The sequence below is a fragment of the Pseudomonas sp. FP1154 genome, from assembly GCF_030687245.1.
Taxonomy (GTDB): Bacteria; Pseudomonadota; Gammaproteobacteria; order Pseudomonadales; family Pseudomonadaceae; genus Aquipseudomonas; species Aquipseudomonas rhizophila.
The window spans coordinates 5280297-5302718 of the sequence record NZ_CP117465.1; the positions used below are offsets into that span (position 1 = coordinate 5280297).

24 protein-coding genes are annotated in these 22422 nt (G+C 63.4%); 9 read left to right on the forward strand and 15 right to left on the reverse strand.

Going from position 1 to position 22422, the window contains the following annotated elements; genetic code table 11:
• Window positions 1-30 precede the first annotated feature (30 nt).
• From PSH91_RS23585 to nrdR, 12 genes are all read right to left on the reverse strand, one after another.
• On the reverse strand, window positions 31-828 hold the full coding sequence (locus PSH91_RS23585; protein WP_305466866.1) for a cobalamin-binding protein: 798 nt from the start codon (window positions 826-828) through the stop codon (window positions 31-33).
• Window positions 828-1247: a hypothetical protein gene (locus PSH91_RS23590; RefSeq protein WP_047229737.1), complete on the reverse strand. Its 420-nt coding sequence runs from the start codon at window positions 1245-1247 to the stop codon at window positions 828-830. Before PSH91_RS23590 ends, PSH91_RS23585 begins: the two co-directional genes overlap by 1 nt.
• A complete protein-coding gene (gene ribA / locus PSH91_RS23595; protein ID WP_047229738.1) occupies window positions 1244-1861 on the reverse strand; it encodes a GTP cyclohydrolase II in 618 nt (205 codons plus the stop codon). The genes PSH91_RS23590 and ribA overlap by 4 nt, the downstream gene beginning before the upstream one ends.
• 109 nt (window positions 1862-1970) lie before the next feature.
• Entirely contained in the window at window positions 1971-2729 is a 759-nt protein-coding gene (locus tag PSH91_RS23600) for an ABC transporter substrate-binding protein (protein ID WP_076383461.1), read from the reverse strand.
• Between the two features lie 11 nt (window positions 2730-2740).
• Window positions 2741-3244 carry a phosphatidylglycerophosphatase A gene (locus PSH91_RS23605; RefSeq protein WP_047229740.1) on the reverse strand — a complete coding sequence of 168 codons (504 nt, stop codon included), beginning with the start codon at window positions 3242-3244 and terminating at the stop codon, window positions 2741-2743.
• Window positions 3241-4206, reverse strand: a complete 966-nt coding sequence (gene thiL / locus PSH91_RS23610; RefSeq protein WP_076383460.1) for a thiamine-phosphate kinase — start codon at window positions 4204-4206, stop codon at window positions 3241-3243. Before thiL ends, PSH91_RS23605 begins: the two co-directional genes overlap by 4 nt.
• Window positions 4207-4224: 18 nt before the next feature.
• Complete coding sequence (gene nusB, locus PSH91_RS23615) at window positions 4225-4725, reverse strand: transcription antitermination factor NusB (RefSeq protein ID WP_047229742.1); 501 nt, start codon at window positions 4723-4725, stop codon at window positions 4225-4227.
• Window positions 4722-5198 (reverse strand): 6,7-dimethyl-8-ribityllumazine synthase, encoded by a 477-nt coding sequence (gene ribE / locus PSH91_RS23620; protein WP_047229743.1) that lies wholly within the window; start codon window positions 5196-5198, stop codon window positions 4722-4724. The genes nusB and ribE overlap by 4 nt, the downstream gene beginning before the upstream one ends.
• 90 nt (window positions 5199-5288) lie before the next feature.
• Window positions 5289-6380: a bifunctional 3,4-dihydroxy-2-butanone-4-phosphate synthase/GTP cyclohydrolase II gene (gene ribBA / locus PSH91_RS23625; RefSeq protein ID WP_076383459.1), complete on the reverse strand. Its 1092-nt coding sequence runs from the start codon at window positions 6378-6380 to the stop codon at window positions 5289-5291.
• 16 nt (window positions 6381-6396) lie between these two features.
• Complete coding sequence (locus PSH91_RS23630; RefSeq protein WP_047229745.1) at window positions 6397-7059, reverse strand: riboflavin synthase; 663 nt, start codon at window positions 7057-7059, stop codon at window positions 6397-6399.
• Window positions 7060-7105: 46 nt separating this feature from the next.
• Window positions 7106-8239, reverse strand: coding sequence for a bifunctional diaminohydroxyphosphoribosylaminopyrimidine deaminase/5-amino-6-(5-phosphoribosylamino)uracil reductase RibD (ribD, locus tag PSH91_RS23635; RefSeq protein ID WP_047229746.1), 1134 nt, complete (start codon window positions 8237-8239; stop codon window positions 7106-7108).
• Window positions 8236-8700, reverse strand: a complete 465-nt coding sequence (gene nrdR / locus PSH91_RS23640) for a transcriptional regulator NrdR (protein WP_024778359.1) — start codon at window positions 8698-8700, stop codon at window positions 8236-8238. Before nrdR ends, ribD begins: the two co-directional genes overlap by 4 nt.
• 127 nt (window positions 8701-8827) lie before the next feature.
• Between nrdR and PSH91_RS23645 the strand changes: the two genes are divergently transcribed.
• The 3 genes from PSH91_RS23645 to trxA all read left to right on the forward strand — a co-directional run bounded on the left by PSH91_RS23645 (window position 8828) and on the right by trxA (window position 11002).
• Window positions 8828-9298: a YbaY family lipoprotein gene (locus PSH91_RS23645; RefSeq protein WP_076383456.1), complete on the forward strand. Its 471-nt coding sequence runs from the start codon at window positions 8828-8830 to the stop codon at window positions 9296-9298.
• Window positions 9295-9948 (forward strand): methyltransferase, encoded by a 654-nt coding sequence (locus tag PSH91_RS23650; protein WP_076383455.1) that lies wholly within the window; start codon window positions 9295-9297, stop codon window positions 9946-9948. Before PSH91_RS23645 ends, PSH91_RS23650 begins: the two co-directional genes overlap by 4 nt.
• 181 nt (window positions 9949-10129) lie before the next feature.
• A complete protein-coding gene (gene trxA / locus PSH91_RS23655; RefSeq protein WP_047229749.1) occupies window positions 10130-11002 on the forward strand; it encodes a thioredoxin in 873 nt (290 codons plus the stop codon).
• Window positions 11003-11069: 67 nt separating this feature from the next.
• On the opposite strand, the gene PSH91_RS23660 is transcribed toward trxA, so the two are convergent.
• Window positions 11070-11417, reverse strand: coding sequence for a hypothetical protein (locus PSH91_RS23660; RefSeq protein ID WP_047229750.1), 348 nt, complete (start codon window positions 11415-11417; stop codon window positions 11070-11072).
• Between the two features lie 132 nt (window positions 11418-11549).
• Here PSH91_RS23660 and PSH91_RS23665 point away from each other — a divergent pair, with 132 nt between their 5' ends.
• The 5 genes from PSH91_RS23665 (at window position 11550) to PSH91_RS23685 (ending at window position 15764) form a co-directional block, all read left to right on the forward strand.
• Window positions 11550-12140, forward strand: coding sequence for a DUF2796 domain-containing protein (locus PSH91_RS23665; protein ID WP_305466867.1), 591 nt, complete (start codon window positions 11550-11552; stop codon window positions 12138-12140).
• Between the two features lie 161 nt (window positions 12141-12301).
• The gene (locus PSH91_RS23670; RefSeq protein ID WP_305466868.1) at window positions 12302-13012 is read left to right on the forward strand and encodes an ABC transporter ATP-binding protein; all 711 of its coding nucleotides are present in this window, start codon (window positions 12302-12304) and stop codon (window positions 13010-13012) included.
• A 1-nt stretch (window position 13013) separates the two neighbouring features.
• The gene (locus PSH91_RS23675; RefSeq protein ID WP_092394810.1) at window positions 13014-14279 is read left to right on the forward strand and encodes an ABC transporter permease; all 1266 of its coding nucleotides are present in this window, start codon (window positions 13014-13016) and stop codon (window positions 14277-14279) included.
• An 11-nt stretch (window positions 14280-14290) separates the two neighbouring features.
• Complete coding sequence (locus PSH91_RS23680; protein WP_047229754.1) at window positions 14291-14809, forward strand: DUF3299 domain-containing protein; 519 nt, start codon at window positions 14291-14293, stop codon at window positions 14807-14809.
• A gap of 256 nt (window positions 14810-15065) precedes the next feature.
• Window positions 15066-15764, forward strand: a complete 699-nt coding sequence (locus PSH91_RS23685; RefSeq protein WP_107321784.1) for an OmpW family protein — start codon at window positions 15066-15068, stop codon at window positions 15762-15764.
• A 135-nt stretch (window positions 15765-15899) separates the two neighbouring features.
• On the opposite strand, the gene PSH91_RS23690 is transcribed toward PSH91_RS23685, so the two are convergent.
• A complete protein-coding gene (locus PSH91_RS23690) occupies window positions 15900-16829 on the reverse strand; it encodes an NAD-dependent epimerase/dehydratase family protein (RefSeq protein ID WP_076383450.1) in 930 nt (309 codons plus the stop codon).
• The gene (locus PSH91_RS23695; protein ID WP_076386543.1) at window positions 16822-17706 is read right to left on the reverse strand and encodes a sugar nucleotide-binding protein; all 885 of its coding nucleotides are present in this window, start codon (window positions 17704-17706) and stop codon (window positions 16822-16824) included. The genes PSH91_RS23690 and PSH91_RS23695 overlap by 8 nt, the downstream gene beginning before the upstream one ends.
• Before the next feature lie 293 nt (window positions 17707-17999).
• Here PSH91_RS23695 and PSH91_RS23700 point away from each other — a divergent pair, with 293 nt between their 5' ends.
• On the forward strand, window positions 18000-22313 hold the full coding sequence (locus tag PSH91_RS23700) for a DEAD/DEAH box helicase (protein WP_305466869.1): 4314 nt from the start codon (window positions 18000-18002) through the stop codon (window positions 22311-22313).
• The last annotated feature ends 109 nt before the right edge of the window (window positions 22314-22422 follow it).

Below are 22422 nucleotides of genomic sequence, written 5' to 3' on the forward strand. Positions count from 1 at the left end.
GCCTGCTCGCGATGAGGTCAGCCCCGCGATTTATCTGTCCGGCGCAATTAGCCCGCACAACCGCGCCGTCGCCTCGATCATCTGCCCACTGGGCCGCTCCAGCCCCTTGTCACTGACCAACAGCAGCCGCCCCTGCGCCACCGCCGCCAGCTGCGGCCAGGCTTTCCACGCGTCGAGCTGGGCTTGGTCCGTGGCCAGGATGATCTGCGGATTGCGCTGCAACACTGACTCCACACTCACCTGCGGCGCCGGCAAGGTCAGGTCGGCAAACACATTGCGTGCCCCGCAAACCGCCAGCGCATCACTGATGATCTGCTCGCCGCCAACGGTGTACAGCGGCCGGTCCCAGACCTGATAGAACACCGGCAACGGCGTGTCGCGCCGGTAGCGCTGACGCAACGCCTCAAGACGCCCGCGCAACTGCGCCGCTCGCTCCACGCCCCGTTCCGGGCGGCCGAGTTGCGTGGCGATGGCTTCGATTTGGGTGATGAGCTGGTCGAGACTGTGGGGTTCGGCGACGTAGACAGGAATCTTCAATCCCTTGAGCTGCCGGCGCTGGGCGTTGCCGACGCTGCCGGGCCAGAGCAGGAGTAGATCGGGCCTGAGACTGAGCAAGCGCTCCATGTCCAATTGCCCATAACGCCCCACAGAAGGCAGGTCTTTCAACGCCAAGGGCCGATCGCCGCCATCCAACACGCCCACCAGCAGATCGGCGGAGTCCAGTTCAACCACGATTTCAGACAGGGACGGAGCCAGGCTGACCACACGCTGGGCCGCCACCGTCGAGGCGCTGACGGCCAACAGCAGGACCGCCAGCCAGCGGATCATCAACCGAGCTGACGCGGGATGCGATACAGGTAGAACAAGACCGTCGTGGACAACGCCAGCAGCATCAACGGCACCGCTTCCAGGCCCACGAACACCGCCAGGGCGCCGATCCAGGCCGGCAGGCCAGCAGCGAGAAAGGCCACACGCCGCCGGGCCGCCAAGGCGATCCAGGCTTGAGGCTCTTCGGGGGTATCGAGGGCTTTTTGGGTGGCGATCAAGGCGTGTTTGTAAGCGCCAAAGAAGCGCAGGCTGACGAACATGGAGGCCACGCCAGCGATAAACAGCGGCATCGCCAGCACCGGCAGAATCGCTTCGCCCTGGCCGAATACCGCGTTGATCACGAACAGCGGCAGCAAGGCCAGCGCCAGGTATTGCCACCAACTGACGGACAGTCGCCGCCGAACCTGACCGCGCGTCACGCCCGATCAACCTCGCCCTGGTGCTCGTTGCCCATCATGTGGTCGAGCTTGCTGGCCTTGGTCGCCAGGTAAAGCTTGTTGTGGGGGTTGTGCCCGGTGTGCAGTGGCACGCGCTCGGCCACCACGATGCCCATATCGGACATCGCCTTGACCTTGCGCGGGTTGTTGGTCATCAAGCGCAACGACTTGACGCCCAGATGTTCGAGCATCGGCAGGCAGATGCTGTAGTCACGCAGGTCGGCCGCAAACCCCAGGCGCTCGTTGGCTTCGACCGTGTCGGCGCCGCCATCTTGCAGCTCATAGGCGCGAATCTTGTTCAGCAGGCCAATGCCGCGGCCTTCCTGGCGCAAGTAAAGCAGCACGCCACGCCCTTCGCGGGCAATGGCCCGCAGCGCGGCCTCAAGTTGCGAGCCGCAATCACAGCGCTGGCTGAACAAGGCATCGCCCGTCAGGCATTCAGAGTGCAGGCGGCCCAGTACCGGGGCACCGTCGGCGAAATCACCCAGGCTCAGCACGACGTGCTCGCGGCCAGTGGCTTCATCGAGAAAACCATGCATGGTGAATTGCGCAAAAGGCGTTGGCAGCTTGGAAGCGGCAACAAAAACGACAGGCACCGGTGTGCTCCTGATCTATTACTGGAGATTCGCAGAGGCGGGCATTGTAACAGCACGTCCCGACCGACGCTCAGGCTGAATTATCGGCCATAAACATCGAAAAGATTGATTACGGCTTTGGTGGCCTGCCGTGCTCGTCGAAGGGATAGGGTTGTTTCCAGCGTGCAAAAATCGGCTTCAGTCGACCGTTCTTCACCAGCTCAGCCATGCGCCGGTCAAACAGGCCCCGTAGCACCCGACCGTTTTCGGTGTTGGCAAACCCCAGATAGAGCGGCAGATTGATCAGCGGCGAAAGTTTGAATTGCTGTGGATTCTCGGCCTTGGCAAGTACGTTCTCGATTTCCATCAACGCATCGATATAAAAATCGGCGCGATCATGGACCAGCATCGGCAGGATGCCCACAGCACGGTGAATTTCGTTGAATTTGCGGATGTTAGGCAGGTAGCTGTCGTATTCGTAGCCACGCATCCACACCAGCCGATAGTTGCCGACCGTTGCCAATGTAGGAGACGGTTTGGAGGCCAGCCCCAAGGCGTAGATGTGATCGACATCGTAGTGCCATTGAGGATAAAGCACCCCCTCCGACTCATCGAGATAAGCGCCCACCTGCACATCGACCTCACCGCGCTGCACCAGCCCGATTGAACGGGTGTACGGCACGCTGCGGGTTTCCAGCCTCACGCCTGCGGGCTCGAACACTTCACGCAAGATGTCCCACGCCATGCCCTTGCCATCAGCCTGGGAGTAATCCGCCCATTCCTCGCTGGCCGCGCGCACCTTGTCGGGCAGCGCCGTCGGCTCGGCCGCCCGCGCGCCGAAGCAGCCCACCAGACACAACAGCAGTAAGAGTGCGCGGCTTGCGCCCATGCCTGAATCCCTCAGGAGAAACACCACACCAATCCTTGCATCGCCAGCCAGGCGAAGACACCGGCCAATACATCGTCAAGCATGATGCCTACGCCTCCATGCACCTTGCGGTCGATCCAGCGGATCGGCCATGGCTTGAGGATATCGAAGAAGCGGAACATCAGAAAACCCGCCAACAGCCAATACCATCCTTCAGGCACCAGCCACAGGGTAATCCACATGCCGACCATTTCGTCCCAGACGATGCCCTCATGATCGTGCACCCGCAGGTCATCCGCCACCTTGCCGCACAGCCAGAAGCCGAACAGCATGGTGATGCCGAGCATCAGCCAGTAGCCCCAGTCCGGCAACATCTGCCACAACGGTATAAAGGGTAGCGCAACCAGCGAGCCCCAGGTGCCCGGAGCTTTAGGTAAAGTGCCCGAACCGAAGCCGAACGCCAGGAAATGCCAGGGATTACGCCAGACCGAGGGCGGAACGAATTCCGCCGGGACCTGGTTGGGATGATCTGTCACGGTGTCTCCCGAAAATGTTGATAGCCCCGGATTTTCGGGGTGATGTCGTGTCCATCGCTGTCGAGCAGCGCGACACCTTGCCCGGCCACCACGCGACCGATCACATGGATCGGCCAGCCCTCGGCCTGCAACGCCATCAGTCGGACAGATGGCAAGGTGAATAGCAACACGTAATCGTCACCACCGCTCAACGCGGCGTGCGCGGCATTCGCTCGGCCCAGGAACGCTACCAAAGCCTTGGACAATGGCAGGCGGTCACGTTCAACGTGTAACGCCACACCTGACGCCAGGGCGATATGCCCGCAATCGGCCAGCAGGCCATCAGAGATATCCATCGCCGCGCCAGCCTTGCCCCGCAGCGCCAGGCCGAGGTCGATTTGCGGGCGTGGCGACCAATAATGCGCCAGCAGCGGCTCGGCGATATCAGGTTCGGCGGTGCGCTGCCCCAGCACGAGCGGCAATGCGCCAGCACCATTGCCCAACTCGCCACCGACACATAGCCAATCACCAGGCTGCGCGCCGCCGCGAGTCAGGGCCTGGCCGCACGGCACGCGACCGAACACCGTCAGGGTCATGCTCAACGGCCCACGCGTAGTATCACCGCCCACCAGCGCGACATCACACGCCTGGGCCATCTGGTTCAAACCACGGGCATAGGCTTGCAACCAATCGGCGGTCACCGTCGGCAAGGTCAGGGCCAGGGTAAATGCAAAAGGAGTAGCGCCCATGGCGGCCAGGTCACTGACCGCCACGGCCAGCGAGCGCTGGCCGAGCAGGAACGGGTCGCAAGGGTCTGGAAAATGCACACCGGCCACAAGGGTATCGGTGGACACCGCCAACTGCTCCCCGGGTGGAACGGCCAGCAAGGCGCAGTCGTCGCCGATCCCGAGCGCAACGCCCTCGCCGCCCTGCGCGCAAGACGCAGCGGCGAAGTAATGACGGATCAGCTCAAATTCGCCCATAGTCGCTGCAAACGCCGGTCAGCGCTTGAACGCCTTCACTTCAGCTTCACGCAGACGCGGGGCCAGCTTGTCGAGTACACCGTTGACGAACTTGTGCCCATCGGTGGACCCGAAGACTTTCGCCAGCTCGATCCCTTCGTTGATCACTACGCGGTAAGGAACGTCGACGCGCTGCATCAGCTCCCAGGTGGACAAGCGCAACACGGCCAGTTCAACCGGGTCCAGCTCTTCGATGGTCAGGTCCAGGCAAGGGGCCAGGGCAATGTCGATTTCGGTCTTGTGGGCCGGGACGCCATGCAGGATCTCGCGGAAGTACGCGCCGTCAACGTCACTGAAGTCGTTGTCGACCCGAAACTGCGCTTCAATCTCGTTCAGCGATTGCTTGGCCATGTGCCATTGATACAGCGCCTGGGTCGCGAGCTGACGGGCTTCACGACGCTTGACGCTCTTCGAAGGCTTGCCGGCATCGGCTGGCTTGGGATCGCGCGGGTTGAAACGATCGCTTTCGTCGCTAATCACTTGGCCTCCAACTGCGCCAGCAGGCTGACCATTTCCAGGGCGGACAGGGCAGCTTCGGCGCCTTTGTTACCGGCCTTGGTGCCGGAACGTTCGATGGCTTGCTCGATGGAATCAACGGTCAGCACGCCGAAGGCGACCGGCACGCCGAATTCCATGGACACCTGGGCCAGGCCCTTGGTGCATTCGCCGGCCACGTATTCGAAGTGCGGAGTACCGCCACGAATGACCGCGCCCAGGGCGATGATCGCCGCATATTCGCCCTTTTGAGCGACTTTCTGCGCAACCAGAGGGATTTCGAAGGCGCCAGGCGCACGGATGATGGTGATGTCGCTTTCGCTCACGCCATGGCGAACCAGGGCATCGACCGCACCGCCAACCAGGCTCTCAACCACGAAGCTGTTGAAACGGCCCACTACCAGAGCGTAGCGGCCTTGAGGGGCGATGAAGGTACCTTCGATGGTCTTCAGGGTCATTCGTCAGATCTCTTAAAGAGCCAGAGCGCGTTCGAATACGCGCTCCTTAGTGATATTAGCCGCGAATACTGAGCCGGAAATCCCGGGCCATTATTCGGAGGGCACGTATTCTACAACTTCCAGGTCGAAACCGGATATCGCATTAAATTTCATCGGTGCGCTCATCAGGCGCATTTTTCGTACGCCCAGGTCCCGCAGGATCTGCGAACCGGCGCCGACGATGCTGTAGGTGGTCGGTTTTTTCACGATGGTGTTATCGCCGGTTTCACGGATGTGCGCCAGCAACACGTCGCCATCGAGCGGGTGTCCGAGCAGCAGGACCACGCCGCTGCCGGCCTCGGCCACCGCGGCCATGGCGGCCCGCAGGCTCCAGCGGCCGGGCTGCTTGACCATCAGCAGGTCGCGCAGCGGGTCCATGTTATGCACGCGCACCAGGGTCGGTTCTTCGGCGCACACGGTGCCCAGGGTCAGCGCCATGTGCACGTCACCTTCCACCGAGTCGCGGTAGGTCACCAGGTTGAACTGGCCCAGTTCGCTGTCCAGCGGCTGCTCGGCAATCCGCTGAACGGTACGTTCGTGGATCATCCGGTAGTGGATCAGGTCGGCGATGGTGCCGATCTTGATGTTGTGTTCGGCGGCAAAGGCTTCCAGTTCCGCGCGACGGGACATGGTGCCGTCGTCGTTCATGACTTCGCAGATCACGCCGCTGGCTTCAAAACCGGCCATGCGCGCCAGGTCGCACGCCGCTTCGGTGTGGCCGGCACGGGCCAGGGTGCCGCCGGCCTGGGCCATCAGCGGGAAGATGTGGCCGGGGCTGACAATGTCTTCGGCCTTGGCGTCTTTCGCGGCGGCCGCCTGCACAGTGCGAGCACGGTCAGCGGCGGAGATCCCGGTGGTCACGCCCTCGGCGGCCTCGATGGACACGGTGAACTTGGTGCCGAAGCCGGAACCGTTGCGCGGCGCCATCAATGGCAGCTTCAAGAGCTCGCAGCGCTCGCGGGTCATGGGCATGCAGATCAGGCCACGGGCGTGCTTGGCCATGAAGTTGATGTGTTCGGCTTTGCAGCACTCGGCGGCCATGATCAGGTCGCCTTCGTTCTCGCGGTCTTCGTCATCCATGAGGATGACCATCTTGCCTTGGCGGATGTCTTCAACCAGTTCTTCGATACTATTGAGCGCCACGCGGCACCCCCTTGGGTCAGGATTTGAGGTAGCCGTTGGCGGCCAGAAAGCTTTCAGTGATGTTACCGGCTGCAGGCGTTGCTGCCTTGTCACCCAACAGCAGGCGCTCCAGATAACGGGCCAGCAGGTCAACCTCCAGGTTGACCCGGCGACCGGGCCGATACGAGGCCATGATGGTTTCGCTCAAGGTGTGCGGAATGATGGTCAGCAGGAACTCGGCGCCATCCACCGCATTGACCGTCAGGCTGGTGCCATCGACGGTGATCGAGCCTTTATGGGCGATGTACTTGGCCAGCTCTTTCGGGGCGCGGATGCGAAACTCCACGGCCCGGGCGTTATCGCTGCGCGCAACCACTTCACCCACGCCGTCGACATGGCCACTGACCAGATGTCCGCCCAGGCGGGTGGTAGGGGTCAGGGCTTTTTCCAGGTTGACCGGGCTGCCGCTCTTGAGATCGTTCATGGCGGTGCAGTCGAGGGTTTCGCGGCTGACGTCCGCCAGGAAACCATTGCCCGGCAGTTCGACGGCGGTCAGGCACACGCCGTTTACCGCGATGCTGTCGCCCAGTTTGACGTCGCTCAGGTCGAGCTTGCCGGTTTCGACATGAACCCGCACGTCGCCGCCCTTGGGGGTCAGTGCACGGATGCTGCCGATGGATTCGATGATGCCGGTAAACATGGAGTCCTCCTCGAGAACGGGCCGCCGCTTGAGCGAAAGCCGGGAATTATACGCGGGCCTGCGAAACGGGAACGGCGATGACTCGCCAGTCATCGCCCACGGCACGGATTTCGGTGATTTTCAGCTCCGGGGCATCTTTCATCTGCGCCAGCGGCCAATCCAGTAACGGTCGTGCCGAAGAGCCGAGGAACTTGCCGGCGATGAAAATCTGGAACTCATCCACCAATCCTTGCCGGGCAAAAGCCCCCGCCAGGCGTGGGCCGGCTTCCACCAGCACTTCATTGACGCCGCGGCCCGCCAGCTCCATCAGCAGGCGACGCAGATCGACCTGGCCATCGTCGCCCGCCACGATCATGCATTCTGGGCCATTGGCGTATTGTTCTTCCACCGCCATGCAGGTAGCGACCAGCGCCGGGCCGGCCTTAAAGAAAGGTGCGTCCAGCGGCACGCGCAGACGACCGTCCACCAGTACCCGCAACGGCGGACGACTCATGATCAGCGCGGTCTGCTGCGCATCCAGGCCCAGTTCATCGGCGCGCACGGTCAGCCGGGCGTTGTCGGCCAGCACCGTATCGGCGCCGGTCAGCACCACACTGGCCTGGGCGCGCAGGCGTTGCACCGCCGAACGTGCAGCCGGGCCGGTGATCCACTGGCTTTCGCCGCTTTCCATGGCGGTGCGGCCATCGAGGCTCATGGCGAGCTTGACCCGCACGAACGGCAAGCCGTGTTCCATGCGCTTGAGAAAACCTTCATTGAGCTTGCGGGCTTCGCCTTCCAGCACGCCGCTTTCGGTGGCGATACCGGCCTGGGCCAGCCGCTGCAGGCCGCGCCCGGCGACTTCCGGGTTCGGGTCCTGCATCGCCGCCACCACCCGCGCCACGCCGGCATTGACCAACGCATCGGCACAGGGCGGCGTATGCCCGTGATGGCTGCAGGGTTCGAGGGTCACGTAAGCCGTGGCGCCCCGAGCCTGTTCACCGGCGGCGCGCAGGGCATGGACTTCGGCATGGGGTTCGCCGGTGCGAATGTGCCAGCCTTCGCCGACAACCTGACCGTCACGCACGATCACGCAACCTACCCGGGGATTGGGATGCGTGGTGTAGTGACCGCGCCGCGCCAATTCCAGGGCACGGGCCATGTGTTGGGCGTCGAGGACCGCCTGCTGCGCCGGGCTGGTCATTCTTTCACCGGTTCGCGGGCCAGGCGGTCGATTTCTTCGCGAAATTCGTTCAAGTCCTGGAAACGGCGATAGACCGAGGCGAAACGGATGTAGGCGACTTCATCGAGCTTCTGCAGCTCGGCCATCACCAGTTCACCGACCACCAGGGATTTGACCTCGCGTTCGCCAGTGGCGCGCAGCTTGTGCTTGATGTGCACCAGCGCCGCTTCCAGGCGCTCGACGCTCACCGGGCGTTTTTCCAGGGCGCGCTGCATGCCAGCGCGCAGTTTGTCTTCGTCGAACGGCTGACGGCTGCCGTCGGTCTTGATCAGGCGCGGCAACACCAGTTCAGCGGTCTCGAACGTCGTGAAACGCTCGCCGCAGGCCAGGCATTCGCGCCGGCGGCGGACTTGTTCGCCCTCGGCGACCAGTCGCGAGTCGATGACCTTGGTGTCGTTGGCACCGCAGAAGGGACAGTGCATGGTGGCAGGCAACAAAAAAAGGGAGGGCCATGGTAGCGCATCCCACTGGCAAGACAAGCCATAGGGTTTACGGTATACAGACGGGGTTACCGTCAGCCCCCTGGAATTTACCTTGCTGGAGCCACACATGCCGCTACGATCGCTCGTTTTGCTCAGTCTATTCAGCCTGCTGATGGCGTGCAGCAGCGACGCCCCCAAACCCGATGCCCCCGCCCCGGCCAAGACCCCTGCGCCGAAACAGGCCCAGGAAAAAGCCCGCCAGGCCGCCGAACTGGGGCCGCTTCCGGCGCACCAGCGGGAGTTGAGCGGCACCCTGCAAGGGATACCGGCCGGGGCCGAGGTCGAACTGGCGCTGCTGGTGATCGATGACAAGGACCGTCCGCAACAATTGCTCGCCAGCTCCAGCCTGATCGGCACCAACCAGGCGCTGCCCTTTCGTCTGCGCTTCAACCCCGAAGCCTTCCCGGTTGGCGCCCGTGTGGAACTGCGCGGCCGCGCCAGCCAGTCGGGCCAGTTGATCCTGCATCTGCCGGAGCAACGCATCAGCCAGCCGACCACTCAGGCGCTGGGCGCGCTGCAATTTGTCAAAGCGCCATGAATTCACCGCAAGACCTGCAACACGCGTTGGGCCAGTTGCTTGGAGACGCGCGCCTAGTGGCTTGCCCACTGCCTGAGACTGAGCTGAAACTGTGGCTGATCGACGGCGACAACATGGACCGCGCGTTCAGCCCGGAAGAAACCCGGCGCATTCTCCACGAACCACCTTACTGGAGCTTCTGCTGGGCCAGCGGCCTGGCCATGGCACGCTACCTTGTCGAACAGCCGCATTGGGTCGCAGGCAAGCGAGTGCTGGACTTCGGCGCCGGTTCCGGCGTGGCGGGTATTGCCGCGCTCAAGGCCGGGGCGCTGGAGGTGGTGGCCTGTGATCTGGATCCTCTGGCGCTTGCTGCGTGCCAGGCCAATGCCCTGCTCAATGACGTAACGCTTGGGTACTCGGAGGATTTTTTCGCCGAGGACGATCGCTTCGACCTGATCCTGGTCGCAGATGTGCTTTACGACCGCGCCAACCTGCCGTTGCTCGACCAGTTCCTCAGTCGCGGCCGCGAGGCCCTGGTGGCCGACTCCCGGGTGCGGGATTTCCAGCATCCGCTGTACCGGCGCATCGAAATGCTCGAAGCCATGACCTTGCCGGATCTGGCCGAGCCCGAGGAGTTTCGGCATGTGAGCCTGTACCACGCGCGGCGTTAGCCTCAAGAGCATCGCGAGCAAGCTCGCTCCCACAGGGTTTTGTGTCGAATACAAAATGTGTGTTCATCACAAATCCCATGTGGGAGCGAGCCTGCTCGCGATAAGGCACCGCCCCCCCGCTTTCAGCCGCCCCCCACCAAGCCGTATAGTTGCCCCATTCAAGCGTTCTACGAGATTCCCCATGACCCAGGACACCCCGTACATCTTCGACGCCACCACCGCCGACTTCGACCAGTCGGTGATCGCCAACTCTTTTCACAAACCGGTGCTGGTGGATTTCTGGGCCGAGTGGTGCGCGCCGTGCAAGGCGTTGATGCCGATGCTGCAAGGCATTGCCGAGAGCTATCGAGGCGAACTGCTGCTGGCCAAGGTCAACTGCGACATCGAGCAGGACATCGTCGCCCGCTTCGGCATTCGCAGCTTGCCTACCGTGGTGCTGTTCAAGGACGGCCAGCCCGTCGACGGTTTCGCCGGGGCCCAGCCGGAGTCCGCCGTGCGGGCGATGCTCGAACCTCATGTACAGATGCCGCCTCCGGCCGCCGCCGACCCGTTTGAACAGGCCCAGGCGCTGTTCGACGAGGGGCGTTTCGCTGATGCCGAGGCCGTGCTCACTGCACTGCTGGGGGAAGACAATACCAACGCCAAGGCGCTGATCCTGTATGCCCGCTGCCTGACCGAGCGCGGTGAGCTGACTGAGGCACAAACCGTGCTCGACGCGGTGAAAAGCGACGAGCACAAGGCCGCGCTGGCCGGGGCCAAGGCGCAGATCCAGTTCCTCGGCCTGGCCAAGGATCTGCCGGACGCCGCCGATCTCAAGGCCCGCCTGGCGAAAGATCCGCAGGACGACGAAGCGGTGTATCAACTGGCAATCCAGCAATTGGCCCGCCAACAGTACGAACCGGCCCTCGACGCGCTGCTCAAGCTGTTCATCCGCAACCGCAGCTACAGCGAAGGCCTGCCCCACAAGACGTTGCTGCAAGTCTTCGAATTGCTGGGCAACGACCATCCGCTGGTGACGACCTATCGCCGCAAGCTGTTTGCGGCGTTGTACTAGAGGAGCCGTTGCAAGCTGTAAGCTTCGAGCTGCAAGCGGCGATTCGTTTCAGCTTGGGGCTTGCGGCTCAATCTGCGTGCCAACTGTAGAGCGGTGTATCGCCGCCGCTGATGACTTTCACGTCCGGACTATGGCGCAAGCGCACTAACAGGCGTTTGCCGGCCGGGGCGCTGCCGGTCAGGCCTTCGAGCTGTTCCAGCAGGTCCGGACCGCTCAGTTGCCCGGCCTTGCGCAGCAATTCCCTGGCGATCTGCCACAAGGCATCGTCCTGGTTGGCCGGCCTGGCCGCAGCCGTCGCCGTGTTATCGGGCCTGACCGTTTGCAACTGCGCGCCGAGCTGCGCCCAGTCGCCCTCATCCATGTCGATCGACAAGTCCACCGGCCAATCACCGACGGTTCCGCGTATCCGCAACATTACCGTGCTCCTGAAAATTTCATGTGCCCATGCTCCCATGGGCCTTGCGCGACGCCAAGCAGCCGGTCAAACTCTGCGCACTTTCGTTATAAGATTACATAACAGAAAACTCATTTTATCTGGAGACTCGTCATGCGCCGTCTGCTTCTCGCCCTGCCGTTCGCCCTGCTGCCCTTGGCTGTCGCCCATGCGGCGGTCGAGCATGACCACGATCATGATCACGAGCACGGCAGCCTCGGCGCCCATGAACACGGTGTCGGCCGGCTGAATGCCGCGCTGGACGGCCAGACCCTGGAACTGGAGCTGGAAAGCCCGGCGATGAACCTGGTGGGCTTCGAACACGCCGCCACCAGCGATGCCGACAAGGCCAAGGTCGCCGCCGTGCGTGCGCAACTGGACAAGCCGCTGGCGCTGTTCAGCCTGCCCGACGCCGCCAAATGCACCGTGGCCCAGCAGGAACTGGAGAGTCCGCTGTTTGGCGATGAACCGGACCACGATGACCACGACGAAGATGAGCATGGCGACGAACACCACGGCGAACACAGTGAAATCCATGCCCACTACCAGTTCACCTGCGCCACCCCGGGCGCGTTGAAAAACCTGGACCTGGCGACCCTGTTCAAAACCTTCCCGGCCACTCAGAAAATTCAGGTACAACTGATCAGCCCGAGCGGCCAGCAAGGCGTGGAAGTGACGGCCAAGGCACCCACCCTGAAATTCTGATTGACCGCAAAACCAATGTGGGAGCGAGCCTGGTGGGAGCAAAGCTTGCTCGCGATGGCGGTTCGATTGTCGACACCCAAGTTGAATGTGACGGCCTCATCGCGAGCAAGCTTTGCTCCCACCGGTATTCCCACAGGTATTCATCTTTTGAACCCGCAAACATGACTCAAGCACTCATCGAACTGTCCGACCTGGGCTTCAGTTGGCCCGGACATCCACCCTTGCTGGATATCCCGGCGTTTCGCCTGGAGGCGGGAGAGACGCTGTTTCTCAAAGGCCCCAGCGGCAGCGGCAAGACCACGCTGCTGGGGCTGCTGGGCGGTGTGCAGACACCGGACCGGGGCAGCATTCGCCTGCTCGGCCAGGAACTCACCGAACTGGGCGCCGGGGCCCGCGACCGCTTTCGCGTCGACCACACCGGCTACATCTTCCAGCAATTCAACCTGCTGCCGTTTCTCTCGGTGCGCGAGAACGCTGAACTGCCCTGTCACTTCTCGAAACTGCGTGCGCAACGGGCGATCCAGCGTCACGGCAGCGTCGATCAAGCTGCTGCCACGCTGCTGGCGCACTTGGGCCTGACCGACACGAATCTGCTTGGGCGCCGCGCCGACTCGCTGTCCATCGGCCAGCAGCAACGGGTAGCAGCCGCCCGGGCATTGATCGGCCAGCCGGAACTGGTGATCGCCGACGAACCCACCTCGGCACTGGACTACGACGCCCGGGAAAACTTCCTGCGGCTGCTGTTCGCTGAATGCCGCGAGGCTGGATCGAGCCTGCTGTTCGTCAGCCATGACCAGAGCCTGGCGCCGCTGTTCGACCGCAACCTCTCGCTGGCCGATCTCAATCGCGCCGCCACGCCACTCGAGGTCTGAGATGTATTTGTTCCGTCTTGCCATGGCCAGCCTGGCGAACCGCCGTTTCACCGCGATCCTCACCGCATTCGCCATTGCCCTTTCGGTGTGCCTGCTGCTGGCGGTAGAGCGGGTACGCACCGAGGCGCGGGCCAGTTTCGCCAGCACCATCAGTGGCACCGACCTGATCGTCGGTGCCCGCTCGGGTTCGGTGAACCTGCTGCTGTATTCGGTGTTTCGCATCGGCAACGCCACCAACAACATCCGCTGGGACAGCTTCGAGCAGTTCGCCAGCAACCCGAAAGTGAAGTGGGCGATCCCCATGTCCCTGGGCGATTCCCATCGCGGCTACCGGGTGATGGGCACGACCGAGGCCTACTTCGAGCATTACCAATACGGTCGCCGGCAACACCTGGCGCTGGCCGAGGGCCGCGCCTTCGCCACCGATCCATTCGAAGTGGTGCTCGGCGCCGAAGTGGCCGAGGCGCTGCATTACAAGCTGGGCGACAAACTGGTGCTGGCCCACGGCGTGGCGGTGGTCAGCCTGGTCAAGCACGATGACAAGCCCTTCACCGTGGTCGGTATTCTCAAGCGCACCGGCACCCCGGTAGACCGCACGCTGCACATCAGCCTCGGCGGCATGGAAGCGATCCACATCGACTGGAAAAACGGTGTGCCGGCCCAGGGCAAGGGCCGCATCAGCGCCGACCAGGCCCGCAACATGGACCTGACGCCCAAGGCGATCACAGCGTTCATGCTTGGCCTCAACAGCAAGATTTCCACCTTCGCCCTGCAGCGCGAGATCAACGAGTTTCGCGGCGAGCCGTTGCTGGCGATCCTGCCCGGCGTGGCGTTGCAGGAGTTATGGAGCCTGATGGGCACGGCGGAAAAAGCCTTGTTCGTGATTTCGCTGTTCGTGGTGCTGACCGGTCTGATCGGCATGCTCACGGCGATTCTCACCAGCCTCAACGAGCGGCGGCGGGAGATGGCGATCCTGCGCTCGGTGGGCGCGCGGCCGTGGCACATCGCGACCCTGCTGGTGCTCGAAGCCTTCGCCCTGGCGCTGGCCGGGGTCGCCGCCGGGCTGGCCCTGCTGTACATCGGCATCGCCGCCGCGCAGGGTTATGTGCAGTCGGCCTATGGGTTGTATCTGCCCTTGGCCTGGCCGAGCGAATATGAATGGACGCTGATGGCTGGCATTCTGGTCGCCGCTCTACTGATGGGCAGCGTGCCGGCCTGGCGCGCCTATCGCCAATCGTTGGCCGATGGCCTGTCGATCCGTTTATGAGGACGTTGAAGATGCCCCGCGCTTTGCTTGCGCTGTTGATGACGGTCGCCCTACCGCTGTGGGCGGCCGAACCGAGGGACTTGTCGTGGCAGGAAATGATCCCGCCGGACGCACCGCCGGAAGTGCCGAACATGACGCCGCTGCACGACCTGTCGCAGATGAGCGATGCCCTGGCCGCCGAAGCGGCCCCCGCGGCCAAGCAGGATCTGCCCAACGCGCCGGTGGTCAAGGAACTCGACGGCCAGCAGATTCGTTTGCCGGGTTACATCGTGCCGCTGGAAGTCAGCGAAGAAGGCCGCACCACGGACTTTTTGCTGGTGCCGTATTTCGGCGCTTGCATCCACGTACCGCCACCGCCGTCGAATCAGATCGTGCATGTGAAAAGTGAAATCGGGGTCAAGCTCGACGAGTTGTACCAGCCGTACTGGGTCGAAGGGCCGATGCAGGTCAAGCCGTCCACCAGTGAACTGGCCGATGCCGGGTATCAGATGGCGGCTGAGAAGATTTATGTGTATGAGCTGCCGGAGTGAATCTGGTGGTGATGTGTTGGCAATGGAATAGCTATCGCGAGCAGGCTCGCTCCCACAGTTGACCGAGTTGCTTCAGAAGGAATCCGGTCCAATGTGGGAGCGAGCCTGCTCGCGATGGGGCCCTCAAGATTTCCTCATCATCATTTTATTGAGCTGAGTCAATTAATAGACCCAGACTCATTGAGCTGAGTCAAAAGACCGCCCTAGAGCGCTGCGTACCATGAGACATCAATTTTAGATGCCCTCTGGAGCTCCCATGCAAAAGTCTCTGCTCAGCGCTTCCCTCGTGGCCCTCGCGCTCGCCTCCCCGCTCGCCCAGGCTCATACCGCTGGCGACATCATCGTTCGCGCCGGCGCCATCACCGTCAACCCGGAAGCCGACAGTTCCAGCGTCAAGGTCGATCGTGGCCCGCTGGCCGGCGCCGACCTGGGCGGCAAGGCAACCATGAGCAGCGACACACAGCTGGGCCTGAACTTCGCCTACATGATCACCAACAACCTGGGCATCGAACTGCTGGCCGCATCGCCGTTCGAGCACGATGTGAAGATCAAAGGCACCGCCCTGGGTGCGGCCAACAACAAGCTCGGTACCCTCAAGCACCTGCCGCCAACCCTGAGCCTGGTCTACTACCCGCTCGACGCCACGTCGGCCTTCCAGCCTTACGTCGGCGCCGGCATCAACTACACCTGGATCTACGATGAACACGTCGGCAGCGAAGCCAGCGCCAACGGCTTCAGCAACTTCCGGGCGAGCAACAGTTGGGGCATGGCGTGGCAAGTGGGCGCCGACTACATGCTGACCGACAACATCATGGTCAACGGCCAGATTCGCTACATCGACATCGACACCACCGCCTATGTGGACAACAACGCCGTGGCCAGCGGTACCCGGGCCAAGGTGAATGTCGATGTGGACCCTTGGATCTACATGGTGGGGTTGGGTTACAAGTTCTAACTCATTCTTGAGAGTAAGAAAAAACCTGTGGGAGCGAGCCTGCTCGCGATTGCGTTGGATCAGCCGGCATTGATGCCAGCTGACAAACCGCTATCGCGAGCAGGCTCGCTCCCACAGTTTTTGGTGGCGTAGGATTCAGCGTCCCAGCAGCCGCGCCAGCCCCACGCTCATCGGCGTCTGTTGTGGAAAGCTGAAGCGCTCCAACAGCCGGCGATTGTCAGCCCGGGAATGGCGGATGTCGCCGGAGCGCGCCGGGCCGTAGCTGATCGGCGGCAGATCGCCCACCACCGTGGCCAGGGCCTGGAGCAATTGCTTGAGGGTCGTGGCCTGGTTCCAGCCGACGTTCACCGCGCCCACTTGCACCTCAGGTGTTTCGATAGCCTGCACCAACAGGTCCACCAGATCTTCGACGTAGACAAAATCCCGGGTCTGCTCGCCGTCGCCGAACACCGTGATCGGCAGGCCTTTCTGTGCCCGTTCGCTGAAGATGCTGATGACCCCGGAATAGGGCGAGGACGGATCCTGGCGCGGGCCGTAGATGTTGAAGAAGCGGAACACCACCGGCTCCAGTGCGTGCTGGCGGCGGTAGAAGTCCAGGTAGAACTCGCTGGCCAGCTTGTCCGAAGCATATGGCGTGAGCGGAGCCTTGGGCGTGTCTTCGTCGATGGACTCACCTTCGCCGTTGTTGCCATAGACCGCTGCGCTGGAGGCGAACAGCACCCGCTTCACCCCGGCCTGGCGCATGGCTTCGCAGACATTGAGGGTGCCGATGAAATTGCTCTGGTGCGTACGCACCGGGTCGTCCACCGAGGCCTGCACCGAAGCCACCGCTGCCAGGTGCGCCACGGCGCTGCAACCGGCCACGGCCCGGGCTACCAGCGCCGCATTGGCCACGTCGCCTTCGATCAGTTCAACCAGAGGGTTGTCCAGCGGCAGGTTACTGCGCTTGCCGGTGGACAGGTCATCGAGGATGCGCACCGAATGGCCCTTGGCAAGCAAGGCGTCGGTCAGGTGCGAACCAATGAAACCAGCGCCGCCGGTGATTAAAACAGGACCTTCAGCCATGACGATAAAACCTATCCAGTAAGCCCGGGAGTGCAGCGCGCCAGGCGCGGGGCTTGATCCCGAACGTGTGCAGAATTTTCTTGCAGGCCAGCACCGCATGCTGCGGTTCTTCCGCGGCGTCCGGCCGTGCGGCGTGTGCCTGGGGAGTAGGCGATTCGATTGCCAGGGGATGCAGGGCCCGGGCTTCGGTGAGGATCGCCTGCCCCAGCGCCAGCGGCGTGGTCGCCTCATGCCCGGCATAGTGGTAGGTGCCCCACAACGGCGCGGCGCAATCGAGTTGCTTGAGCACCGAGATGATCACCCGCGCCGCGTCGTCCACCGGCGTCGGATTGCCCCGACGGTCGTCGGCCAACAGCAAGTCTTCGGGTTGTTCGGCCCGGGCCAGGAAACGTCCCAGGATGCCGTCGGCGCTGTCGTCCAGCAGCCAGCCGAAACGCAACAGCACATGTTGTGGACAGGTGGCGCGCACGCTCTGCTCAATCCGCCACAACGCCTGCCCGCGCAGCCCCAAGGGCACAGGTTCGTCCTTTTCGCTGTACGCCGTAGCGCGGGATCCATCAAACACGCGATAGCTCGACGGTTGCAGCAAAATGATGTTGTGATGCTGGCACAGCTCGGCCAGCCGCTCGACGGCGCGCTCCTGGCTGGCCAGGCGCTGCTCGCTGACGGTCTCAGCCTGGAACCAGTCGAAGTAGTACGCCAGGTTGATCAAGGCGTCCGGTCGAGTGTCGTCCAGCAGCTGCGTCAGGCTCGCGGCATCCCAGCCGTCTTCGGGGGGGCGGGGGGCAAGAAAACCGATGTCTTCTTCCGCACCGAGGCGAATCAGCGCCTGCCCAAGGGCATTTCCGCCGCCCAGTAACATAAGGCGCATTCGCATAAAGTCAGCAGGCCCGGTCTGTTGGCAAAAGAATTGGGTCGACAACGCCCGCAGGCGTTGTCGGAATCGTTGCATTTTGCGGGTTTAGTGCGCAACCGTCATCCGTAAAGTGCAGATCCGGTATTTGTGTAAGGTTCACAGGCTCTATCGCGAGCAGGCTCGCTCCCACAATGGAGCGAGTCTCTTCAGAAAGAATGCGGTGGGAGCGAGCCTGCTCGCGATGAGGCCCTCCCAGGCCAGGCATCGCTCAGAGGTACTTGCATCTTCCCCATCCCACCCGCATAACTGCCCACATGAATCTGCCCTTCCCAGCCGACCACGCCATGGCAGGCTTTCATCCCGCCGTTCGCGCCTGGTTCAGCCAGACATTCCCGGCGGTCACGGCCGCTCAGGCCCGGGCCTGGCCGTTGATCGGGCAGCGCCGTTCGACCCTGGTGGCTGCGCCCACGGGATCGGGCAAGACCCTGACGGCATTTCTTGCCGTACTGGATGACCTGGTACACCGAGGCCTGGAACAGGGCGGTCTGCCGGACCAGACCCTGGTGGTCTACGTCTCGCCGCTCAAGGCACTGAGCAACGACATCCAGATCAACCTGCAAAACCCACTGGCCGGCATTACCGAACAATTGCGGAAGATGGGCCTGCCGCCGTTGCACATCACCACCGCCGTGCGCACCGGAGACACGCCACAAAAAGACCGCACAGCGATGCGCAAGACCGCGCCGCACATTCTGGTGACCACCCCCGAATCGCTTTACGTGCTGCTCGGCTCCGATTCCGGCCGGCAAATGCTCGCCAGCACCCGCACCGTCATTGTCGACGAGATCCACGCCATCGCCGCCAGCAAACGTGGCAGTCACCTGGCCCTGAGCCTGGAGCGTTTGCAAGCGCTGTGCGCCGAACCGCTGATGCGCATCGGTCTGTCCGCCACGCAAAAACCCATCGAAGCGGTGTCGCGTTTTCTCGTTGGCCAGGGGCGCAGCTGTGAAATCGTCGACATCGGCCACGCCCGCCCCCGGGACCTGGACATAGAAGTGCCACCCGTGCCGCTCTCGGCGGTGATGGCCAATGATGTTTGGGAACTGGTCTACAACCGCCTCGCCGAACTGGCCCGGGAACACCGCACCACCCTGATTTTCGTCAACACCCGGCGACTGGCCGAACGCCTGAGCCGTCATTTGAGCGAACGCCTGGGCAAGCACGCCGTGGCCGCCCACCACGGCAGCCTGGCCAAGGAGTTTCGCCTCGACGCCGAACAACGGCTCAAGCGCGGCGAGTTGCAGGTGTTGATCGCCACCGCGTCCCTGGAACTGGGCATCGATATCGGCGACGTCGACCTGGTGTGTCAGATCGCCTCGCCGCGGTCGATCTCGGCGTTTTTGCAACGGGTCGGCCGCTCGGGCCATCAGGTTGGCGGCACGCCCAAGGGACGCCTGTTCGCCACCACCCGCGACGACTTGATCGAATGCGTCGCCCTGCTCGATTGCGTGCGCCGTGGCGAGCTGGACATTCTGCACATTCCCAAGGCGCCACTGGATGTGCTGGCCCAGCAGATCGTCGCCGAGGTCAGTTGCCAGGAATGGCCGGAACAGGCGCTGCTGGAAACCTTTCGCCGCGCCGCGCCCTATGCCGAGCTGGACGACGGCCACTATCAGGCGCTGCTGCACATGCTCGCCGAGGGCCTCAATGGTCGTCAGGGCGTGCGCAGTGCGTACCTGCATCGCGACGCCGTCACCCGCACCCTGCGCGGGCGCCGGGGCAGCAAGCTGACCGCCGTGACCAGCGGCGGCACCATCCCGGACAACGCCGACTACAGCGTGCTGCTCGAACCCCAAGGATTGAACATCGGCAGCGTCAACGAAGACTTCGCCGTGGAGAGCATTGCCGGCGACGTGTTCCAACTGGGCAATACCTCTTACCGCATCATTCGCGTGGAGACCGGTCGGGTGCGGGTCGAGGACGCCCAGGGCCAGCCGCCGACCATTCCGTTCTGGCTTGGCGAAGCCCCTGGCCGCAGCGCCGAGTTGTCCCTGGCGGTAGCCCGCCTGCAAGCCCAACTGGACCAACTGCTCGGTGCCACGCCGGGCAACTTGCAACCGGCCCTCGACTGGCTGACCGGCACCTTGCAACTGAACCTGGCCAGTGCCGAACAACTGGTGGACTATCTGGCCCCGGCACGCCTGGCCTTCGGCGCCCTGCCGTCCCAGGACACACTGGTGATGGAACGTTTTTTCGACGAGTCCGGCGGCACGCAACTGATCATCCATACGCCGTTCGGCAGCCGCATCAACCGCGCCTGGGGCCTGGCCCTGCGCAAGCGTTTCTGCCGCACCTTCAATTTCGAATTGCAGGCCGCCGCCAGCGAAGACGCGATCGTGCTGTCGCTGTCCACCAGCCACAGCTTCGAGCTGGACGAGGTCTGGCGCTATCTCAATAGCCATAGCGCCGAACAGATATTGATCCAGGCAGTGCTGGATGCGCCGCTGTTCGGCGTGCGCTGGCGCTGGAATGCCAGTGTCGCCCTGGCCTTGCCGCGCTATTCGGGCGGACGCAAAGTCGCTCCGCAGATCCAGCGCATGAAAAGCGAAGACCTGATCGCCAGCGTATTCCCGGACCAGATCGCCTGCCTGGAGAACCTCGCCGGCGAACGGGAAATCCCCAATCACCCACTGGTGGAACAGACCCTCGACGACTGCCTGCACGAAGCCATGGACAGCGAAGGCTGGCTGACGCTGTTGCGGCGCATGGAAGCCGGCGAGGTTCGTCTGATCAGCCGCGATCTGCCGGCGCCCTCGCCCCTGGCGGCGGAAATCCTCAGCGCCCGGCCCTACACCTTTCTCGACGACGCCCCGCTGGAAGAACGCCGCACTCAAGCGGTGATCAACCGGCGCTGGAGCGACCCGCAGTCTACCGACGACCTCGGTGCACTCGACGCCGACGCCATCCAGGCGGTACGGGACGAAGCCTGGCCGGCCCCCACCAACCTCGATGAAATGCACGAAGCACTGATGAGCCTGGCCTGCATCGCCGACAGCGAGGCAGGTGCTCAGCCGTCGTGGCTGGACTGGCTGCAGGCCCTGGCCGAGCGCGGCCGCGCCAGTCATGTACAGATCAGCACCGAACGAGGTGTGTGGGTGGCGCTGGAACGGCTGACGTGTCTGCAAGCCATTTATCCACAGGCTCAATGGCGACCGCCGCTGACGCCGCTGGCGGGTTTCGATGAACCCTGGGACCGCGATGAGGCCATGGTGGAGGTACTGCGCGCGCGGCTCAGCGCCTTTGGTCCACTGCCGCTGGAGGCCATCGCCTACCCGCTGGGGCTAACGCCCCCGCCCATCACCCAGGCCCTGGCGCAACTGGAACAGCAAGGCTACGTGCTGCGTGGCCGATTCACCCCCGGCAGCGGACAGGAAGAATGGTGCGAGCGGCATTTGCTGGCGCGTATCCACCGCTACACCGTCAAGCGCCTGCGCCGGGAAATCGAGCCGGTGATGTTGCAGGATTTCATGCGGTTCCTGTTCGACTGGCAGCATCTGTCGCCGTCCACCCAAGGCCGGGGCAACGCGGTGCTGCCGTCGATCATCAGTCAGTTCGAAGGCTATCCGGCCGCCGCCTCGGCGTGGGACAGTGACCTGTTGCCGGCGCGGATCAAGGACTATTCCCCGAGCTGGCTCGATGAGCTGTGCCGCAGCGGCAAGCTGGTGTGGACGCGCCTGAGCGCTCGTCAGAAGCCATCTTCCAGCGCCTTGCGCAGCACGCCGATTGTGTTGCTGCCGCGCAATCAGGTCGCCCTCTGGAGCAGCCTGACTGAACAGACCCCACCCAGCGAGCTGTCACCCAAGACGCAAAAAGTCCATAAGGCCCTCAGCGAACACGGCGCGCTGTTTTTCGATGAGTTGTTGCACGAGGCGCACTTGCTGCGCAGCGAACTGGAAATCGCGCTACAGGAACTGGTAGGCGCCGGGCTGGTGAATGCCGACAGCTTCGCCGGGTTGCGCGCGTTGATCACCCCTGCCAGTAAGCGCCAGGCGCGCAGCAGTCGGCGCGGGCGCGGGGCATTCGTTGGCGGCATGGACGATGCCGGGCGCTGGGCCTTGTTACGCCGTAGCGCCCCAGTGCCCGAGGAAGGAAACCGGCCAACGGCGATACCGCCCGACACCCTCGAACACATCGCCATGACCTTGCTGCGCCGTTATGGCGTGGTGTTCTGGCGCCTGTTGGAGCGGGAGGCGGATTGGTTGCCGAGCTGGCGCGAGTTACTGCGCACGTTTCATCGCCTGGAGGCGCGGGGAGAGATTCGTGGCGGACGTTTTGTCAGCGGCCTGGCGGGCGAGCAATTCGCCCTGCCCGAAGCCATTCCATTGCTGCGGGAAGTGCGCCGCCGCCCCAGCGACGGCGCCCTGGTCGCGGTGTGCGGTGTCGACCCGCTGAACCTGGCCGGCACCTTGTTGCCGGGAGCGAAAGTACCGGCGCTGGCGAGCAATCGGCTGGTGTATCGCGATGGCCTGCCGGCGGCGGCGCAGATCGCGGGCAAACAGCATGTGTGGCTGGAGCTGGATGCGCAGGGCATGACTGAGGTAAGGAACAAGCTGATCCAGAGAAGTTGAGGGTGTCTGGACGGACCTCATCGCGAGCAGGCTCGCTCCCACATTTGATCTGCGCTGGGGGCCCATTCAGCAACTACTGAAACACAGCGAACAAGACTGCAGGACTTCA

Coding starts and splice junctions, on each gene's coding strand:
- trxA (WP_047229749.1), top strand. CDS start 10,130: ATGACCCAGGACACCCCGTACATCTTCGACGCCACCACCGCCGACTTC.
- PSH91_RS23700 (WP_305466869.1), top strand. CDS start 18,000: ATGAATCTGCCCTTCCCAGCCGACCACGCCATGGCAGGCTTTCATCCC.
- thiL (WP_076383460.1), bottom strand. CDS start 4,206: ATGGGCGAATTTGAGCTGATCCGTCATTACTTCGCCGCTGCGTCTTGC.
- PSH91_RS23660 (WP_047229750.1), bottom strand. CDS start 11,417: ATGTTGCGGATACGCGGAACCGTCGGTGATTGGCCGGTGGACTTGTCG.
- PSH91_RS23585 (WP_305466866.1), bottom strand. CDS start 828: ATGATCCGCTGGCTGGCGGTCCTGCTGTTGGCCGTCAGCGCCTCGACG.
- PSH91_RS23675 (WP_092394810.1), top strand. CDS start 13,014: ATGTATTTGTTCCGTCTTGCCATGGCCAGCCTGGCGAACCGCCGTTTC.
- PSH91_RS23665 (WP_305466867.1), top strand. CDS start 11,550: ATGCGCCGTCTGCTTCTCGCCCTGCCGTTCGCCCTGCTGCCCTTGGCT.
- PSH91_RS23690 (WP_076383450.1), bottom strand. CDS start 16,829: ATGGCTGAAGGTCCTGTTTTAATCACCGGCGGCGCTGGTTTCATTGGT.
- PSH91_RS23650 (WP_076383455.1), top strand. CDS start 9,295: ATGAATTCACCGCAAGACCTGCAACACGCGTTGGGCCAGTTGCTTGGA.
- PSH91_RS23600 (WP_076383461.1), bottom strand. CDS start 2,729: ATGGGCGCAAGCCGCGCACTCTTACTGCTGTTGTGTCTGGTGGGCTGC.
- PSH91_RS23645 (WP_076383456.1), top strand. CDS start 8,828: ATGCCGCTACGATCGCTCGTTTTGCTCAGTCTATTCAGCCTGCTGATG.
- PSH91_RS23680 (WP_047229754.1), top strand. CDS start 14,291: ATGCCCCGCGCTTTGCTTGCGCTGTTGATGACGGTCGCCCTACCGCTG.
- ribD (WP_047229746.1), bottom strand. CDS start 8,239: ATGACCAGCCCGGCGCAGCAGGCGGTCCTCGACGCCCAACACATGGCC.
- PSH91_RS23695 (WP_076386543.1), bottom strand. CDS start 17,706: ATGCGAATGCGCCTTATGTTACTGGGCGGCGGAAATGCCCTTGGGCAG.
- ribE (WP_047229743.1), bottom strand. CDS start 5,198: ATGACCCTGAAGACCATCGAAGGTACCTTCATCGCCCCTCAAGGCCGC.
- nrdR (WP_024778359.1), bottom strand. CDS start 8,700: ATGCACTGTCCCTTCTGCGGTGCCAACGACACCAAGGTCATCGACTCG.
- PSH91_RS23685 (WP_107321784.1), top strand. CDS start 15,066: ATGCAAAAGTCTCTGCTCAGCGCTTCCCTCGTGGCCCTCGCGCTCGCC.
- PSH91_RS23630 (WP_047229745.1), bottom strand. CDS start 7,059: ATGTTTACCGGCATCATCGAATCCATCGGCAGCATCCGTGCACTGACC.
- PSH91_RS23670 (WP_305466868.1), top strand. CDS start 12,302: ATGACTCAAGCACTCATCGAACTGTCCGACCTGGGCTTCAGTTGGCCC.